This window comes from Empedobacter sp. GD03797 (assembly GCF_029842105.1).
Taxonomy (GTDB): domain Bacteria; phylum Bacteroidota; class Bacteroidia; order Flavobacteriales; family Weeksellaceae; genus Empedobacter; species Empedobacter falsenii_C.
In genome coordinates, this window is sequence record NZ_JAOCFS010000017.1 from 1 (window position 1) to 15253 (window position 15253).

A 15253-nucleotide genomic window follows, 5' to 3' on the forward strand; every position below is an offset into this window, starting at 1 on the left:
ACAATTTATTTCAATCTAAAAATCAATAACAATGAAAAAAATATTAACATTAACATTCTTCATCATCTCTTTTTCAATTTTTGCTCAACAAAAACTAAAAGTAAAAGTTGTAAACGAGAAAGATCCTATTTGTGGAATGAATACCGCACAATTCTTAACAGATACCGCAATTTATCAAAAGAAAATTTATGGTTTTTGTAGTAAAAGCTGTAAAGTTGAATTCAAGAAAAATCCAAAAAAATACGTGAAGAAAAAGTAAGAATAAGAAAATAATTTGACAGTAGTTGCACTTGATTCTAAGAAGAATCATTAAGCAGCTACTGTCTTTTTTTATATCAAAAATTGTTTTACAATTTCCTGTAAATCATCTTCAAACTTTACTCCATAATGTTTCCAAAGTAGCTTTCCTTGATGAAAAAGCATCAAAGTTGGTACACCATTTACTTGATACATTGCATCAAATTGAATAGTACTTACTTTCTCTTTATCTACATCTATTTTTATAATTTCTACATTATCAGAAAATTTTTCTTTCAAATTTTCTAAAAACTGAAGTTGTAACTGACATGGAGCACACCAATTTGCATAAAAATCAATCAAATAAAAATTATTTCCTTGTATTTTATCCAATAAATCCATTTTAAAATTTAGATATTATTACACTTATTTTATTGTTTGCCAAGGACCGCCGTTTATTGCTTCAAATCCATTTTTATTTAAAATTGTTGCTGCTTGCGCACTACGAGCTCCACTTCTACAAACTGTTACAATTTTTTTGCTTGGTAATTCCTTTAATCTTACTTCTAATTCTTGCAACGGAATATTCACCGCACCTGCATGATGTCCCGCCAAAAACTCCGCTTTTGTACGAACATCCAACAATAAAGCACCTTCTTGTAGATAGTTCTCTACATTCGAATTTGATGTCAACATTTTTAAAATCCTTTTGAAAAACATATTATTTAACTAATGGTTTTTGATTCAATTTCCAGTCAGCAATTCCTCCACTATAATTTTCAACTTCAAAACCTTTCGATTCCAAAAAACTTTGTGCAATCGTTGCTCGATCTCCAGCTTGACAATGCAAAGCAATTTTTTTAATTGGATCTAATTCATTGTATCTTTTTGGTAAATAACCAACAAAAATATGCTTCGCTCCTTCAATATGACCTTCTTTAAATTCTGCTTCTCCTCTAACATCTAAAATCTGAACCTCATCATTTCCAATGTAATTTTCCATTGTATCTGCATCGATTAAAATAGAAGATTGTAAAGAACTAAAATTACTCAATATATCAGTTGGAGTAATATAACCATAGACATTATCCAAACCAATTCGCATCAATTTCCGTGTCATTTCTTCTACTTCATCCTCTTCTACAATCAATACAATTGGCTCTTGATAATTTACCATCCAACCCATCCATGTATTGAATGTTTTATTGTTTTGAATATTTAATGTTCCTGGTAAATGGAATTGAGAAAAATCTGTTTTGATACGCGCATCAATCACTTTCATTCCAAAATCTTTCGCTTTTTCAAATTCGATGTATGTTAATTTAGCCCATTTCGGAACTTCAATCAATAAAGGACGTTTTGTTTTATTCAGCTTTTTCATCATTGCAAAATAAGCTGGCGCTTCGGGTTGATCTGCCAACAAATAATCAACAAATCCTTTTTCATTCGAATCAAATTGCAACGCCCAATTTCTGATTTTCTCATAACCAACCGTTGTACTAGCTACAGCTCCCAAAGCTTTTCCGCAAGCAGAACCTGCTCCATGTGCTGGCCAAACTTGTAAATAATCTGGTAATGCTTGAAATTTTTTCAACGATTCAAACATCTGCTTCGCTCCTACTTCTTTAGTACCAATTAATCCTGCTGCTTCTTCTAATAAATCTGGACGACCAATATCTCCTACAAAAACAAAATCTCCAGTAAAAATCATAACTGGTTCTTTCGTCGCAGGCGTATCTGTCAACAAAAAACTAATACTTTCTGGCGTGTGACCTGGAGTATGCATCACCTCAAAAATTAGATTTCCAACTTCTATTTTATCGCCATTTTTTAATCCGACATGTTCAAAATCGTATTGCCAATCCTCTCCGCCTTCATCAGACAAATACATCTTCGCTCCTGTTACATAAGCCAACTCTTGGCTACCAGAAAGATAATCAGCATGAATATGTGTTTCGGCAATATGCGTAATTTTCAGCTTATTTTCTTCTGCTATTTTTAAGTATGTATCAATATCTCTTTTTGGATCGATTACAATTGCTTCTCCTTTTGCTTGACAACCTACAAGGTAACTTGAATGTGCCAATGACTTTTCAAAAATGTGTTGAAAAAACATATGATAATATTTTTATGGTTTAACCTTTTTCTAATTTGTTAAGCAAAGTTAAGTTGCTAAAAAACAATCGACAGTAACCAATGTTACAGACTTAAAATAGAGAGAATAAAGATTTTAAAAATAATTTAAAACCAAAACCAAAGATAAAATGGAGATAAAAATCCAAAGTAAAATTCCGTATGATAAGGTTTTAAAACCTGCTTGTTTGATGGATTGTAAGTTAATCAACGAGCCAATCATAAATAAAGCAACAATCATTAATTGTTTCGAAATTCCTTGTAAAATATGATAAACTTTTTCGCCTTGAGGAAAATAAGTAGCGATAAGCATTGTTGCTATAAAACCAATTATAAAATAAGGAAATTTGTAAGAAGAGTTCTCTTTTTTGTTGAAATAACCAATTAATAAAGCCAATGGAAAAATCCATAATGTTCGGCTCAATTTTACAGTTGTTGCAACTTCCAAAGCTTGCTCACCGTATTGTTTAGCAGCACCGACAACAGAACTTGTATCGTGAATTGCAATTGCAGACCACAAACCAAATTGGTATTGCGATAACTTAAAATAATGTCCAATAAATGGAAAAATCATTAATGCAATCGCATTCAACACAAACACAACTGCCATGGCAATGGTAATTTGATTGGCTTTTGGTTGTAAAACCGAAGAAATTGTAGCAATAGCACTTCCTCCACAAATAGCAGTTCCCGAAGTAATCAGCAGCGATGTATTCTTGTTGATTTTTAATAATCGGTAGAATACAAATCCTAATGTAAAAACACTTAATACAGAAATAAAAGTGAGAAAAAATCCATCTTTACTTACCGAAATAGCCTCGTGAAGATTCAAACCTAATCCTAAACCAATGATTGCTATATTCAATAATTTCTTTGAATATCGCTTTGAAATTTCCCCAAATTCATTCTGAAAAATTAAACCATAACCAATCCCTAAAAGTAACGCCACAGACGACTCTACAAAAGGAAAAAAAGTAAATAGCAACAATCCAAAATAAACTATACGGGCAATCATTTGTTTTATGAAATACAAAAACAAAAGTAATTGACCGTATCAAAATAGATTGTAACATTTGTTACAAATGAGATTATTTTTAGAAAAATTTTCTACTATAAGTTGTTTCAAATAAAAAAAGGAAGCTCAAAAACTGAGCTTCCTTTGTATATATTTTTTTAAATAATTTCTTACTTAATCGTGATTTCGTTTCGGTTTAGTTGAAGAAAACCTTCTTTTTCTAACGCTTTCAACAAACGAGAAATAACAACACGAGAAGTATTGAGCTCGTAAGCGATTTCTTGATGCGTTTTTACCACAACTTTGCCTTTGTTGATACTTGCGACATCCAACAGATATTTTTTCAAACGTTCGTTCATATCATTGAAAGCTAAATTGTCAATTGCTACCAACATTTCCTCCATTCTATTATTGTAACTATCAAAAATGAAACGTCTCCACGATGGATATTTTGCCAACCATTCGTCCATTTTTACAATCGGAATCATCACCAATTCTCCATCAGTTTCAGCAACAGCGCGTATTTTACTTTGTTTATCACCCAAACAACACGCCATCGTCATCGCACATGTATCACCTTTTTCGAGAAAATACAACAATAGTTCTCCTTCATCAAAATCTTCGCGCATAATCTTGATTGCACCACTCAAAAGAATTGGCATTCCCTTGATAAATTGGTTCAAATCAATCATTACATCATTCGCTTTAAATTCTATCAAAGATCCTAATTCATCAATTTCATTCAATAATTCGTCTTCAAATTGATATGGATAAGTTGCTTCTATTTTCTCTTTTATCATGTTTAATGTGGGATTTTGTTTCTAATTTTTCCGTAAAGAAATGTACCGACTAATGCACCTACAATTGTAATTAAAATTGGATAAACTCCTGCGCCTAACAGCACAAATATTGGTCCAGGACAAGCGCCAACCAACGCCCAACCTAATCCGAAGAAAATTCCTCCGATCAAATAACGAGCAATTGATTTTGTTTTGGGTTGAATCACAATTTTTTCACCATCGATATCTTTTGCTTCTTTCTTTTTCATCCATTGTATTCCAATCAAACCAACAACCAAAGCCGAACCGATAAATCCGTACATGTGGAAAGATTGAAAATTGAACATTTCGAAAATACGAAACCAAGAGGCTGTTTCTGCCTTGTACATGGTTACACCAAAGATAACACCTAATATGATATAAACTAAACTTCTCATGAGATTAAAAAATTAAAGGAAACAAAACGTGAACCATCAAAAGTCCACCGATAAAAAAGCCGATAACAGCAATTAATGAAGGTAACTGCAAATCACTTAAACCCGAAATCGCATGCCCAGATGTACAACCTCCTGCGTAGCGCGTTCCAAAACCAATTAATAATCCGCCAACAAATAATAACGCAATATTTTTAACAGACATCGTTTCGAAAATTTCGGTTGGAGAATAGGCTTTTCCTGCACTTTCGAATCCCATTGTATTCAATTTTGCAATTGTAGCATCTGAAATTTCAGGAATTTGATTATCTGATAAGAAATGTACCGAAACAAAACCTCCGATTACTGCGCCAACTAAAAATAATAAATTCCATTTTTGAGCTTTCCAATCAAACGAGAAAAAATCACATGATTTTCCTCCTCCCAAAGCAGAACAAATCGTTCTGAAATTTGATGAAAATCCAAAACTTTTTCCGAAATAAATCAATAAAAGCATTACAATCGCAATTATTGGTCCGCCAATATACCATGGCCAAGGTTGTAAGATAAATTCCATTTTGTATTTTTTCTAAAACGTGTACAAAGTTGGTAAATCTAAATTAAAATGAAAGTTACAAATGTTACAGTTTACTTAAGATATATTATTTCAAAATCAATCCAATAATTTTATAATTTTGACCATCAATGAAAAAAATCAATAAACGAAAAATTTTTAAACGAATGCTTTACTTCCTATTAGGCTTGATTGTAATTCTTGTAATTGCAACTTTTGCTATTCTACAAATGGATACTTTTGGTGCTGATGCAACTGGAAAACGATTGGAACGAATGAAACAATCGAAGTTGTACAAAGACGGACAATTTCAAAATACACATCATACGCCAGCTATGGCAGAAGGTTATAGTATGCAAAAAGAAATGATTTCGTTTTTATTTGGTGCGAAAAATCCAAAACTTAATCCAAAAGATTCTATTCCTCATATTCAAACAGATATCAAATCAATCGACAAAACCGAAAATGTGTTTATTTGGTTGGGACATTCGTCTTATTATATTCAATTGGATGGTGTTAATTTCCTAATCGATCCTGTTTTTAGTGATTACGGTTCGCCTTTACCAATTTTCAATAAAGCGTTTAAAGGAGCAAATACGTATCATGCAAAAGATTTTCCAAAGATTGATTATTTGGTTATTTCACACGATCATTACGATCATTTGGATTATGAAACAGTGAAAGAATTACGTTCAAAAGTGGATAAAGTGATTCTTCCGCTTGGCGTTGGTGCGCATTTTGAGAAGTGGAATTATTCACCCGATCAATTAATCGAAGAAGAATGGAACACGAGTGTAGCTTTAAAAAATAACTTAAAAATAACTTTTACACCAGCTCGTCATTTTTCTGGTCGAAAATTTAAACGAAACACTACACTTTGGACTTCTTATGTATTGGAAACACCTACGCAAAAAATATTTTTGGGTGGTGACAGCGGTTATGATACGCATTTCAAAGAAATTGGAGAAAAATATGGTCCGTTTGATTTTGCGATTCTCGAAAATGGTCAATACAACGAAGCATGGAAATATATTCACGCTTTACCTACAGATTTGCCTGCAATTATCAATGATTTGAAAGCAAAACATATTATTCCTGTTCATGCTGCAAAATTTGCTTTGGCAAAACATGCTTGGGACGAACCTTTGGAGAAAATTATGACGAATGGTAAGCAAAATAAGCTCGATATTTTGACACCAATGATCGGTGAACCACTAAATTTGAACGATTCTGTCTTTCACTTCAAAGAATGGTGGAGGGATTAAAACATTTATTCCCGAATAATATTCGAAATATTTTTCAAACTTTTAAATAATATTCGAAATTATTGATTTATAATAAGTTTATTCTGAATTTTCTTCAGAAAACCATTTGTATTCCGTAATTTTGGCAACTGAAATTTAACTTTAAACAAAAAAATAAACAAAATGGAACTGAATAGAGAACGTCTATTGGAATTGGTGCAAAAATATGGTGCGCCGCTGTATGTGTATGATGCGAACAAAATTAGATCGCAATATGAAAAGATGACAAATGCATTTTCTACAGTCAAACGTTTAAAGTTAAATTATGCATGTAAGGCGAACACGAATCTTAATATTTTAAAGTATTTCAAATCACTTGGTTCAGGATTGGATACGGTTTCTATTCAAGAAGTAGAATTGGGATTAATGGCTGGTTTCAAACCAAAAGAAATCATTTATACGCCAAATGGTGTTTCGTATGCAGAAATTAAAAAAGCAATTGATTTAGGTGTTCGTATCAACATCGATAACCTTTCGGTTTTAGAAACTTTTGGTCAAGATTTCCCTAAATATCCAGTTTGTGTGCGTATTAATCCACATATTATGGCTGGTGGAAATGCAAATATTTCGGTTGGGCATATTGATTCAAAATTTGGAATTTCTATTCACCAATTGCCTCATATCAAACGTGTTGTAGAAAATACTGGTTTACATTTGGACGGTGTTCACATGCACACAGGTTCTGACATTTTGGATATTGATGTTTTCTTGCAAGGAGCTGAAATTTTATTTGAAGTTGCAGCAGAATTCAAGAATTTATCTTACATCGATTTTGGATCAGGATTTAAAGTTCCTTATTATCCAGGAGCAGACGAAACGGATATTGAATATTTAGGAGAGCGTTTATCAGCTCGTTTCAATGAGTTCGAAAAAGCGTACGGAAAGCCTTTGACATTAATGTTCGAGCCAGGAAAATATATGGTTTCGGAAGCAGGATCTTTCTTAGCGACTGTAAATGTTGTGAAACAAACAACTTCTACTGTTTTTGCTGGAATTGATACAGGTTTCAACCATTTGATTCGTCCAATGTTTTATAGTGCTCATCACGAAATAGAAAATATTTCGAATCCAGAAGGTCGTAGCCGTTATTACACAGTTGTGGGATATATTTGTGAAACAGATACGTTTGGATCGAATCGTAAAATAAATGAAATTAGCGAAGGAGACGTGTTGTGTTTCCACAATGCGGGAGCATATTGTTTCTCGATGGCTTCGAACTACAATTCGCGTTTCAAACCTGCAGAAGTTTTGTTAATTGACGATAAAGATTATTTAATTCGTCGTCGTGAAACAATTCAAGATTTAATAGCAACAACAGAGGATATAAAATTCTAAGCTCAGAATTTTTATATATTTTTATAGTATTTTAAAGCTCAGTCTTCGGACAGAGCTTTTTTATTTAATATATTATTCAAAATAGATCCAACCACATTATAAGCGGAGCTTTTATTAAAATCCCATTTATAACCATAATCTTCTTGGCGTTGACCATTACGAATTTTAATTCCTAAACTTTTAAATTCATTATCTAATTGTGTAAATCTTTGTTCTTCTTTAACAATAGAATTCATTTGATAATAACTTCTTAGAAGAGAAGATTTGACATCAGCATTTACTGAATCTGACTTAATTTGCGCAAAAAGAGCAATTGGAAAAATAAAGAATAAAAGTGGTTTCATTATCAATCATTTACTTTTTTAAAGTTATGAAAATATTTTCAAGATATAATCTATCCAATTTTAAAAACTTTACAATGACATTCGTCTTATGCAATTCGAAATGAATTAAATACTTTTGCCTCAAAGTTAGCATATGGAAGAAAAAAAAGACAAACGAAGTACCTCTCAAAAATTAATAGACGATGCTTTCTTCCTATTTTTGATGATTCTTGGAGCTTTTTGTGTGTTAATAATTCTTGTTGTAGTCTAATAGATGAAACTATTTGATACTTATTTTAGTTTCTATATTCTGAGTTGGATTTTTATCAAACTTACACGAATTTATTCCATAGAAATTGAGTATCTCAATCATTATCTGACAGATATTTTTGCCGTTCCTGCAATGACACATTTGGGAAGTTATATCATTTCGAAAGTAAAATACAACAATCAATTATATATTTACCCTACAAGTTATTTAGTCATTACGGCGTTTGTTCTCAGTTTTTTGTTAGAATATCTTATGCCAAAATTTTCTTCAAATTACACAGCAGATGTATTGGATGTTGTCTGCTATTTTATCGGAATTATTTTTTATTTAAAATTCCATAAGCCTTATCTCTTAAAAAATGAGCATAAGATTATTGAATATTAAATTTCTTCAAAAACTTATAAATCTCTTGATTTGCACCATAAATCACCAACACATCATCTTTGGTAATTACCGTATTAGATGACGGAAAACCTTGTACTTCTGGCACAATTTTATATTGTCCCAAGAAACTTGCTTCTTCTTTATTTTTAATAATCGTCATCACCAAAATATTATGTTGCTTTTTGAATTGTATTTCATCAAACGTCTTTCCAACCAATTCATTTGGCGTCACTACCTCTATAATACTGTATTCTTTGTTCAATTCAAAAGAATCTACAACACCTTTTACATTTAGTTTTTTGGTCCAACGCTCCGCAGATTCAGCTTCGGGACGAATAATTTCTGACACTCCAATTGCTTGCAATACATTTTCGTGCAACGAATTTATGGAACGACTAATCAAACGTTTTACATTTTTATTTTTAAAAATAGCCGTCGCCATAATATTTGCGCCTTCATTTTCGCCAATACTCACAATTACGATATCGGTATTATTAAGCGGTAACTTGTTTATAGACAATTCGTCTGTGGCATCTAAACAAATGGTATAAGACAATTTATCTTTCAGAGCTTCAACACGTTGTATATTATTATCAACACCAATAATTTCGTGCCCAAGTTTCACCATTTTCTTTCCAAGCGCTGCTCCAAAATTTCCTAAACCTATAATTATTACTTTCATAATTTTCTTTTAAATTAAAATATCATCTGATGGATAACGATAATTTGACGAAACCGTTTTCTTGAAAAAAGCCATCAAAATTGTAATCATCGAAACACGACCAATAAACATCATTGTAATGACAACAATTTTACTTGGATCGGATAATGTTGGTGTTAAATTTAAAGATAAACCAACTGTTGAATATGCCGAAAAAGCTTCGAATGCAACATCAATGAGATGCAAATGATTATCAAATTTAGTAATCAAAAATATTCCTGTTCCAATCACTAAAAAAGATAATGTCATCGTTGCAAAAGCTTTCTGTACATTAATCGGGTTTAATTCTCTTTTATAAATTTCAATCTTATTTTTTCCGCGTGCAATATTAATAAAATTAAGAATTGCAATGGCAAAAGTACTCGTTTTGATTCCTCCTCCTGTCGAAGCTGGCGAAGCTCCAATCCACATCAATAAAATAACTAAAAGGATAGATGAGAACTGTAAATGAGAAAAATCGATATTATTAAAACCTGCTGTACGAGGCGTCATTGCAACAAATAAAGCCGAAATAAATTTACCAAAACCATGATGTTGACCTAATGTCAAATAATATTCTTCGAAGAATAAAATGATCGTAGAAATAATTAATATGACTAATGAAGTTATTAAATTTACTTTAGAACTTAACGAAAACACCCAATTTTTACGATTATTCTTGTTGTGAATAATTTTTGAGATTAATTTTCGAATTAAATAATCCACATAACGCAAAATATTAATCAAAATAGGAAAACCTATTCCTCCTAAAAAAATCAAAGTGATTAGAACTGACTGAAAACCATAATTATGTACAAATCCTTTGTTCATCAAACCGTTGGGCAAAGTCGAAAAACCAGCGTTACAAAAAGCCGAAACAGAATGAAAAATACTGAAAAATAATTTGTCTACAATACTAATATTATATGGTGCAATCGAAATATAAATTAAAGCTGCACCCACCAATTCGATTCCAAAAGTTAAATAAATAATCTTTTTTACAAACGAAAAAACTTCACTCAAAGAGTCATTATTCGCAATACTTCCCAAGGCAATTTGATTCTCATAAGAGCTGTTTCCTTTGAAAAAATAAGCAATATATCCGGCAAAAGTCAAAATTCCTAAACCTCCTGCTTGAATGAGTAACATCAAAATAAAATGACCAACTGGCGTGTACGTGACATAGGTATCAACAGACGTTAAACCCGTTACACAAACGGCACTTGTAGACGTGAACAATGCATCTAAAAAAGAAATAGGATGATAAGTTGCTTTTGGTAACATCAATAAACACGCTCCGCCAAAAACTAAAATGAAAAAACTGAAAATAAATAGTTGCGGCGGCGTAATAACTGATCGTTTGAATGTAAAATTAGGCGTAGCAATTTCTCGAATTAATTTTAGTACAATCGCAAATTGCAAATATTTACTAACAAAAAACCAACTATAATCGGTGACTTGAATTTTAATACAATAAAGAATAAACAGAATACTTAAAATATCAAAAATGATAACTCGCGGAATAATTTTTTCTTTAAAGTAGATATATTTGAGAATAGTTCTCAGAATTCCGATTGACAAAAGTATTATAAAAAATATATTGATATAAAGTTTATAAACAACCGGAAATCCAAATCCAAACATCACTAACAACGCAATAATTGCGAGGATGTAAGAAATTGAAAGTAGTACATTAAAAAACTTGTTATTGACTAAAAATCGAAACATAGTTTTACTTCATTTAATAAAAAACAAATTTATAATTATGTTTACTTTTTACAAGTTTTTCATTATTTTTTTACTCTGCTTTAAAAATTTTCATTCTGCCAACCATAAAAACCATAATCAATCCAAAGCAAGCAAATAAGGCATAAGAGTATCTCAAATCAAAAGCTTCTGCAATATATCCGATCAATGGAGGTCCCATCAAAAATCCTAAAAAAGATATACTCGAAACCATTGCCAATGCAACACCTGGGTTAACATTTTTGTTTTTTCCTGCTACACTATAAACCGTTGGCACATTACACGCAACGCCCAATCCAACCATCATAAATGCAATTGTACACACAATAAATTGAGGAAAAAATACCGAAAGCATCAAACCAGAAAACATCAAAATTCCACTAATTTGCATGATGCGTTGTTTTCCGTATTTGCTGATAAAATAATCTCCAACAAAACGTCCTGTTGCCATCATCACCATAAACGATGCGTAACCAACGACAACCAAATTTTGCGGTGCTTTTACAATATCTTGGAAATAAACACCACTCCAATCGAACATAGCTCCTTCTGTTGCCATGCTCAAAAATCCAATAATTCCCAATTGAACCAAAACTGTATCTGGTTTAGAGAAAATAGATTTCTTTTCCTTTGCTGGAGCTGGCGTAGAATCGACTAAATATTTTTTATTAATGAACCAACTCAAAATGATTAGGCCATAAATAATCACAAAATGATAAAATGTATTCACATGCAAATTCATCATCAATAATCCAATCAAAGCACCAGTAAAACCCGCAATACTCCACGCTCCATGAAAAGATGACATAATCGATTTTCCATATATTTTCTCAACCTCAACGCCTTGCGTATTCACCGAAATATTGCACATGTTTCCGATTACTCCAAAGAAAAATAAGACAGCACCTAATTGATAAAAATTTTGAGCCAAACCAATACAACAAAGGATCAAAGGATAAATTAAAACAACTATTCGTAAGACATTTTTGCTTCCAAATTTCGCTACTAATTTTCCGGAAAGTGCCATTGTACACAATTGACCAATCGGCATTATCAACAACAAAGTTCCTAATTGTCCTTCTGAAATTCCTAAATCTGATTTGATTGTCGGAATACGACTTGCCCATGAAGAAAAGGCTAAACCTTGCGAAAAAAAGAAAAGCGAAACAGCTAAACGAATGCGATTTTTTTGAGTTGATGATAATTCTGTTGATGAATGCATGGCTAAAAAATGATTTGCAAAGTTAAGCTACTCTCCCGAAATTATAAACTCAAATGCAAAATAGGATAAGCTTTTCCTTCACCATCTTTTTCAGAACGAGAAATAACCTTAAAACCTTGACTTAAATAAAAATCAATTGCTTGCTGATTTTGTTCATTCACATCGACAGATTTTACATGCAATTCTTGAATAGAAAAATCCAACAACGCCTTCCCTACTCCTTTTCGTCGAAAATCATTGTGAATAAATAACATTTCGAGATTTTGTTCTGCGACACCGACAAATCCTACCAATTGATTTTCTATCTCGTAACCAAACAAAGTTACATGCGGAAAATAATTTGGTAAATTTTCTTTATAATATTCGAAATCTTCTTTTGCTAAAAAATCGTGTGTGTTTAGTACTGCACTTTCCCAAATCTCTCTCAATCTCGGAAAATCAACTTCTTCAATTCTTCTAATCATGACTATAATTAATTTAGACAAAGATATAAATGACTCTTTTAAAAAAAAATAATAAAAAATATTCTATTGAGAATCATTTTGTTAAAAATTATTTTAAAAATAATTGTTTTCAGAGTTTGGAAAAACGAAAAAGCGTTCTATATTTGCACTCGCAATACCGCAATAAACTGCGTTATTGGAGAGTTGGCAGAGTGGTCGAATGCGGCAGTCTTGAAAACTGTTGAGGGTCACACCTCCGGGGGTTCGAATCCCTCACTCTCCGCAAAAAGCTTGAACATTTGTTCAAGCTTTTTTTTGTTTGAGTTAAATTCTACTTCCAAAAATTCCAAACTTTACCATCAAAAAAGGCAATTGTTTTGGATGTGATATCGTAACACATTAGTCCTGGATAAGGAGAAATAATATCATTGACAACGTCGTTTACACGAGGTAAAACCATTGCTTTATCCGTTGATTCTAAAACTAAAATTCCTTTTGCATCAGTTTTTTCAGAACCAACTATTACACCCTCGCCATTATCAGCAGATGAATTCGTAATGATTGAAGATTTATCTCCGGTATCTGATAAATCAATCCAACTATTGTTTTCGTACATTTTTACTTTAGCATCTGTTTGATCAAACATAAAAGTACCATTTGTAACTTCGGTAGGTGTTGTTGTGTTTGCAGGTAAAATTATTCCTTTAGAATTATTGTCTTCGAATTGTAAAAGTGTTGATTCTGTAGTGTTTACACTTTTTTCATCCGTTGCTATAATTAACTGAGCTTTCGCTTCATTCATTGCAAGTGCAACAAATAAAGATAGATATATTAAAAATTTCATGTTTATTGTTTAATTATTACAAGATTTTTTGATGCAGCTCCAAGCAGAGCCATTATAAAGTTTGACACATTTATCTGTAGTATCGTAAATAATCATTCCTTCAAGAGGTTTTAAAATCTGAGAAGAAGTTGTACGACTTATCACCAATCCTTTGTTACTCGATTGCAAAGCAAGAAATCCATTTGCAATATTAGAAGGAAAATTATCATTTTGACTATAAGAAGAAATTCCAACATTTGTATATCCTTTTGGAGTTCCAATTATAGGATTTTGAGTACATGTTGTCGTATCAAAAGAGAATTTCAACGTTATAAGCGCTGTCGAACACACACCTAAAGTATTACATACTTGATAACGCAAAGGTTCTGTGGGAATAGTTGCTCCTTCTGCTACTGTAATTTCTCCAGTTTCTGGATTTAACGTAATTCCTTCAGGCCAGTTATCAATTGTTGCAATTGTTGTGTTTTTATTAGTTCCAGATAATATTATTTTGTCTAATTCTTCATTATAAGTGTCATTAGAAATAATATTAAACGTACGATTTGTAGAAGTTACAATAAAAGAATCGTCATTCGCTTTTATAACAGCATCGATTTCTGGGCTATCCGAACAATCAATTACATTTGCCTCATCAGTTGTTTCTTCAAGTACAATATCATCTACGTAAAAATCGTTTCCTCCATCTGCTATTACATTATTACGCAACGCAATTGCAATCGTAGAACAGGTTTTACTATCAGGTACTTTAAAACTCCAAGATTTTTGTTCCCATTTATTTGCGTTTGTTAATCTCATCACATTATTAGAATCATCATAGAAATTAGTTATGCCTAAATCTTTGTTTGAAGATCCTAAAATTTCTTCTGTTGTAATATTCTGCGCTTCAAAATTTACACCAACATTATTTCTTCCAGAACCATAAAACCAAGCTGAAATTTTATACGTTTTTCCTGGTTCTAAAACCACAACACGTCTATAATATTGATTCAAAACTTTACCTCCATTTACGACTAAGACTGCGCCATCATCAGAAGAGTCGGTATGATTTTGAATTTTCTGCCACCAACTACCTTTCCAGAAATTATTTCCATCAGGAGCATTAGTTGTAAAATCGTAAATATTTTTTGGCGCAATTACAGCGTAATATCCGTTATCAATATTCCAAATATCTTGGTTTGATGTAGCTCGACTTGTTTTACTTGGATTGGGCGCTACTTGAAAATATTGATCTGCCAAATGATAAAAACTAGATCCGTGACTATCAAATTTCTCTAAATTATTATCGTTTCCAGATTGTGGTACATATTGCGAACCAATTCTTGTAGTAGATTTTCCAAAATCTTCATTAAATATTACATTTATAGTTTGACTGTAAAGCATACCAACGCTCAGTACAAATCCTAAAAGGAAGTATATCTTCTTCATATTCTCTCTTCATTTTTATACAGAAAAAATTATCTTTACGAGAACAAAATTATGTTTGTAAAAAATAAATAATCTGTAATTTATCTAAACCGGTGAAAATTAATT

General features: G+C 31.7%; 18 protein-coding genes and 1 tRNA gene. 5 read left to right on the top strand and 14 right to left on the bottom strand.

Annotated elements, in window-relative coordinates; genetic code table 11:
• The first annotated feature begins 31 nt into the window (after positions 1–31).
• On the top strand, positions 32–259 hold the full coding sequence (locus tag N5D90_RS11210) for a YHS domain-containing protein (RefSeq protein WP_038334051.1): 228 nt from the start codon (positions 32–34) through the stop codon (positions 257–259).
• Positions 260–330: 71 nt separating this feature from the next.
• Here the strand turns inward: N5D90_RS11210 and N5D90_RS11215 are convergent, their stop codons facing one another.
• The 7 genes from N5D90_RS11215 to N5D90_RS11245 form a co-directional block, all read right to left on the bottom strand.
• The gene (locus tag N5D90_RS11215) at positions 331–630 is read right to left on the bottom strand and encodes a co-chaperone YbbN (protein WP_280062496.1); all 300 of its coding nucleotides are present in this window, start codon (positions 628–630) and stop codon (positions 331–333) included.
• A gap of 33 nt (positions 631–663) precedes the next feature.
• Positions 664–933 carry a rhodanese-like domain-containing protein gene (locus N5D90_RS11220; protein WP_280062497.1) on the bottom strand — a complete coding sequence of 90 codons (270 nt, stop codon included), beginning with the start codon at positions 931–933 and terminating at the stop codon, positions 664–666.
• A 25-nt stretch (positions 934–958) separates the two neighbouring features.
• Positions 959–2353 (bottom strand): rhodanese-like domain-containing protein, encoded by a 1395-nt coding sequence (locus tag N5D90_RS11225; protein WP_280062498.1) that lies wholly within the window; start codon positions 2351–2353, stop codon positions 959–961.
• A 114-nt stretch (positions 2354–2467) separates the two neighbouring features.
• The gene (locus tag N5D90_RS11230) at positions 2468–3385 is read right to left on the bottom strand and encodes a YeiH family protein (protein WP_280062499.1); all 918 of its coding nucleotides are present in this window, start codon (positions 3383–3385) and stop codon (positions 2468–2470) included.
• A gap of 170 nt (positions 3386–3555) precedes the next feature.
• Positions 3556–4185: a Crp/Fnr family transcriptional regulator gene (locus N5D90_RS11235; RefSeq protein WP_038334031.1), complete on the bottom strand. Its 630-nt coding sequence runs from the start codon at positions 4183–4185 to the stop codon at positions 3556–3558.
• Positions 4186–4187: 2 nt separating this feature from the next.
• Positions 4188–4601: a YeeE/YedE family protein gene (locus tag N5D90_RS11240; RefSeq protein ID WP_038334026.1), complete on the bottom strand. Its 414-nt coding sequence runs from the start codon at positions 4599–4601 to the stop codon at positions 4188–4190.
• A 4-nt stretch (positions 4602–4605) separates the two neighbouring features.
• On the bottom strand, positions 4606–5154 hold the full coding sequence (locus tag N5D90_RS11245; RefSeq protein WP_038334022.1) for a YeeE/YedE family protein: 549 nt from the start codon (positions 5152–5154) through the stop codon (positions 4606–4608).
• A 128-nt stretch (positions 5155–5282) separates the two neighbouring features.
• Here N5D90_RS11245 and N5D90_RS11250 point away from each other — a divergent pair, with 128 nt between their 5' ends.
• Both N5D90_RS11250 and lysA read left to right on the top strand, forming a co-directional pair.
• Complete coding sequence (locus tag N5D90_RS11250; RefSeq protein WP_280062500.1) at positions 5283–6416, top strand: MBL fold metallo-hydrolase; 1134 nt, start codon at positions 5283–5285, stop codon at positions 6414–6416.
• Between the two features lie 162 nt (positions 6417–6578).
• Complete coding sequence (gene lysA / locus N5D90_RS11255; RefSeq protein ID WP_125350173.1) at positions 6579–7790, top strand: diaminopimelate decarboxylase; 1212 nt, start codon at positions 6579–6581, stop codon at positions 7788–7790.
• A gap of 38 nt (positions 7791–7828) precedes the next feature.
• Here the strand turns inward: lysA and N5D90_RS11260 are convergent, their stop codons facing one another.
• Complete coding sequence (locus N5D90_RS11260; protein ID WP_114999306.1) at positions 7829–8134, bottom strand: hypothetical protein; 306 nt, start codon at positions 8132–8134, stop codon at positions 7829–7831.
• Between the two features lie 253 nt (positions 8135–8387).
• Here N5D90_RS11260 and N5D90_RS11265 point away from each other — a divergent pair, with 253 nt between their 5' ends.
• Positions 8388–8768: a hypothetical protein gene (locus tag N5D90_RS11265; RefSeq protein ID WP_114999305.1), complete on the top strand. Its 381-nt coding sequence runs from the start codon at positions 8388–8390 to the stop codon at positions 8766–8768.
• Here the strand turns inward: N5D90_RS11265 and N5D90_RS11270 are convergent.
• From N5D90_RS11270 to N5D90_RS11285, 4 genes are all read right to left on the bottom strand, one after another.
• Positions 8755–9450 (bottom strand): TrkA family potassium uptake protein, encoded by a 696-nt coding sequence (locus N5D90_RS11270; RefSeq protein ID WP_038334000.1) that lies wholly within the window; start codon positions 9448–9450, stop codon positions 8755–8757. The two genes, N5D90_RS11265 and N5D90_RS11270, sit on opposite strands and share 14 nt — an antisense overlap.
• 9 nt (positions 9451–9459) lie before the next feature.
• Entirely contained in the window at positions 9460–11196 is a 1737-nt protein-coding gene (locus N5D90_RS11275; RefSeq protein ID WP_185096034.1) for a TrkH family potassium uptake protein, read from the bottom strand.
• 70 nt (positions 11197–11266) lie between these two features.
• A complete protein-coding gene (locus N5D90_RS11280) occupies positions 11267–12436 on the bottom strand; it encodes an MFS transporter (RefSeq protein ID WP_280062501.1) in 1170 nt (389 codons plus the stop codon).
• Between the two features lie 41 nt (positions 12437–12477).
• Positions 12478–12900, bottom strand: coding sequence for a GNAT family N-acetyltransferase (locus N5D90_RS11285; protein WP_114999301.1), 423 nt, complete (start codon positions 12898–12900; stop codon positions 12478–12480).
• 177 nt (positions 12901–13077) lie between these two features.
• Between N5D90_RS11285 and N5D90_RS11290 the strand changes: the two genes are divergently transcribed.
• Positions 13078–13162 (top strand) — tRNA-Ser (locus tag N5D90_RS11290).
• A 48-nt stretch (positions 13163–13210) separates the two neighbouring features.
• Here the strand turns inward: N5D90_RS11290 and N5D90_RS11295 are convergent.
• Together N5D90_RS11295 and N5D90_RS11300 are read right to left on the bottom strand one after the other, a co-directional pair.
• Positions 13211–13723, bottom strand: coding sequence for a hypothetical protein (locus N5D90_RS11295; RefSeq protein WP_260392415.1), 513 nt, complete (start codon positions 13721–13723; stop codon positions 13211–13213).
• A gap of 9 nt (positions 13724–13732) precedes the next feature.
• Complete coding sequence (locus N5D90_RS11300) at positions 13733–15148, bottom strand: hypothetical protein (protein WP_280062502.1); 1416 nt, start codon at positions 15146–15148, stop codon at positions 13733–13735.
• Positions 15149–15253 lie beyond the last annotated feature (105 nt).

Excerpts from the sequence above, each read along its gene's own strand:
- N5D90_RS11220 (WP_280062497.1), bottom strand. The coding sequence starts at position 933 with ATGTTGACATCAAATTCGAATGTAGAGAACTATCTACAAGAAGGTGCT.
- lysA (WP_125350173.1), top strand. The coding sequence starts at position 6,579 with ATGGAACTGAATAGAGAACGTCTATTGGAATTGGTGCAAAAATATGGT.
- N5D90_RS11300 (WP_280062502.1), bottom strand. The coding sequence starts at position 15,148 with ATGAAGAAGATATACTTCCTTTTAGGATTTGTACTGAGCGTTGGTATG.
- N5D90_RS11270 (WP_038334000.1), bottom strand. The coding sequence starts at position 9,450 with ATGAAAGTAATAATTATAGGTTTAGGAAATTTTGGAGCAGCGCTTGGA.
- N5D90_RS11280 (WP_280062501.1), bottom strand. The coding sequence starts at position 12,436 with ATGCATTCATCAACAGAATTATCATCAACTCAAAAAAATCGCATTCGT.
- N5D90_RS11295 (WP_260392415.1), bottom strand. The coding sequence starts at position 13,723 with ATGAAATTTTTAATATATCTATCTTTATTTGTTGCACTTGCAATGAAT.
- N5D90_RS11285 (WP_114999301.1), bottom strand. The coding sequence starts at position 12,900 with ATGATTAGAAGAATTGAAGAAGTTGATTTTCCGAGATTGAGAGAGATT.
- N5D90_RS11265 (WP_114999305.1), top strand. The coding sequence starts at position 8,388 with ATGAAACTATTTGATACTTATTTTAGTTTCTATATTCTGAGTTGGATT.
- N5D90_RS11240 (WP_038334026.1), bottom strand. The coding sequence starts at position 4,601 with ATGAGAAGTTTAGTTTATATCATATTAGGTGTTATCTTTGGTGTAACC.
- N5D90_RS11225 (WP_280062498.1), bottom strand. The coding sequence starts at position 2,353 with ATGTTTTTTCAACACATTTTTGAAAAGTCATTGGCACATTCAAGTTAC.
- N5D90_RS11275 (WP_185096034.1), bottom strand. The coding sequence starts at position 11,196 with ATGTTTCGATTTTTAGTCAATAACAAGTTTTTTAATGTACTACTTTCA.
- N5D90_RS11230 (WP_280062499.1), bottom strand. The coding sequence starts at position 3,385 with ATGATTGCCCGTATAGTTTATTTTGGATTGTTGCTATTTACTTTTTTT.
- N5D90_RS11250 (WP_280062500.1), top strand. The coding sequence starts at position 5,283 with ATGAAAAAAATCAATAAACGAAAAATTTTTAAACGAATGCTTTACTTC.
- N5D90_RS11245 (WP_038334022.1), bottom strand. The coding sequence starts at position 5,154 with ATGGAATTTATCTTACAACCTTGGCCATGGTATATTGGCGGACCAATA.
- N5D90_RS11210 (WP_038334051.1), top strand. The coding sequence starts at position 32 with ATGAAAAAAATATTAACATTAACATTCTTCATCATCTCTTTTTCAATT.
- N5D90_RS11235 (WP_038334031.1), bottom strand. The coding sequence starts at position 4,185 with ATGATAAAAGAGAAAATAGAAGCAACTTATCCATATCAATTTGAAGAC.
- N5D90_RS11260 (WP_114999306.1), bottom strand. The coding sequence starts at position 8,134 with ATGAAACCACTTTTATTCTTTATTTTTCCAATTGCTCTTTTTGCGCAA.